The sequence below is a fragment of the Mesorhizobium sp. M2A.F.Ca.ET.067.02.1.1 genome (genome assembly GCF_004023285.1).
GTDB lineage: Bacteria > Pseudomonadota > Alphaproteobacteria > Rhizobiales > Rhizobiaceae > Mesorhizobium.
Map to the genome: position 1 here is coordinate 1 of NZ_RZSB01001029.1, position 1,689 is coordinate 1,689.

Annotated in this window: 3 protein-coding genes; 1 reads left to right on the plus strand and 2 read right to left on the minus strand. The window is 63.3% G+C overall.

The genetic code is table 11. The features are described 5' to 3' along the window. Window positions 1–692 (plus strand): GGDEF domain-containing protein (locus EOA28_RS35010; protein ID WP_148671076.1); only part of this gene is annotated, 692 nt, incomplete at its 5' end. A gap of 25 nt (window positions 693–717) precedes the next feature. Here the strand turns inward: EOA28_RS35010 and EOA28_RS35015 are convergent. Continuing rightward, window positions 718–894, minus strand: a complete 177-nt coding sequence (locus EOA28_RS35015) for a hypothetical protein (RefSeq protein WP_126060673.1) — start codon at window positions 892–894, stop codon at window positions 718–720. Window positions 895–1,318: 424 nt separating this feature from the next. Further along, window positions 1,319–1,689: ATP-binding cassette domain-containing protein (locus EOA28_RS35020; protein ID WP_128315812.1), on the minus strand; the 371-nt coding region annotated here is incomplete at its 5' end.

The window sequence follows — 1,689 nt, forward strand, 5'->3', positions numbered from 1 at the left end:
TGTCGCTGCTCTATTCACTGACCGCGGCATCCTTCGTGCTGTGCGCGGCCGTGCTGGCGTGGGATGGCAAACTGGTTCTCGGTCACGCGCCGAGCAACTGGGCGGAGGATCTGAGCCTCGTCATCGTCATCGCTTCCATGACCGGCATCGGCGCATTGTCGCTGGCGCTCAACCAGGGTCGGCTCGCCCGCCACCATCAGCGCGAGGCGCAAACCGATGCCTTGACCGGCCTGCTCAACCGCCGCGCTCTGTTCGACCTGCACGGCAAGACGCCGGTCAGCGCCTTCACCGCTGTGGTCGTGTTCGACCTCGACGGCTTCAAGGCGATCAACGACCAGTTCGGCCATGCCGCCGGCGACGAGGTGCTGAGGGTCTTTGCCGAAGTGCTTTGCGCCGGTCTGCGCCCGAACGACTCCGCCGCGCGCATGGGCGGCGAGGAATTTGCCATGGTGTTGAGGCGCATTTTGCCCGAGGTGGCTGGAGCAACGGCCGAACGTGTCAGGGCCGCTTTCGCCGCGCGCACGATTGAGACCGAAACCGGCCCGCTGCGCTGCACGGTCAGCGCCGGCTTCGCCTTCGGCAGCACGGACGGCATGAGCTTCGACAAAGTGCTCAGCGCCGCCGACAAGGCGCTCTACGCCGCCAAGCGCGCCGGCCGCAATCGCGTCCTGGACTTCCGCCTCGCCGGATGACCTTTTCGGGGCCTCCTGCTCACTCTCAGTGGTGAGCAATCACGTCGTTGAAGGCGTCAAGGTCGACATAAAAAACCTTGGTCATTTCGCCGAGCAGATCATCCTCGTCATAGCCTTGCGACATCAGGATGTTGATCGCGGTCATGATATCGACGCGCTCCGTGAGGCGCCGCTTCTGATAGTCCTCGACAAAACGTTCCATCGCCATCCCCTGGCAAGAGTCTTTTTGGACGCATTGACCGACAATCACTGCGGGGAAAGCTAAGCGGGCTCGCTTGCGTGGAACTTGCGGGCGGTGTCCGCGCCTTCCCCCCTCATTCGCGCGACTGGTACGGAAAGCGGCCGACTCACCAAGGCCAAGAAAAGACTAGCATGGAGTATTGAGCGCGCCAGAGCCGTCGAACACTTCGTCATCCTTGGGCGCAGCGACGCGAAGCGGAGCGAAGACCCGAGGATTTATGCCGTTACTTGGAAGCGTTACTGATGGTGCGGAAGTTGGAATGGCGCTGCGCAAAGAACCCTATTCTGTAGCGCAGCACTCTGCGGCCGACGTCACGGCATGGATGGTTGGGTCTGCGCCGCGTCGCTTCGCTCCTTGCTTCGCCCAAGGATGACGACGACGCGACTTACACCGTGAGGAACTTCCGCACATCCGCCCTGTCGAGGTCTTCCGCCGGACCCGTATGCACGATCTGGCCGCGATCCATGATGTTGACCTCGTCGGCTAGCTCGCGGCAGAAGTCGAGATATTGCTCAACCAGAAGCACGGCGATCTCCGCCTGGTCGCGCAGATAGCGGATGGCGCGGCCGATATCCTTGATGATCGACGGCTGGATGCCTTCGGTCGGCTCGTCGAGCACCAGGAGCTTCGGCCGCATCACCAGCGCCCGGCCGATGGCGAGCTGCTGCTGCTGGCCGCCGGAGAGATCGCCGCCGCGGCGGCCGAGCATCTGCTTCAGCACCGGAAACAGCTCGAAGACATGCGCCGGGATGTTGC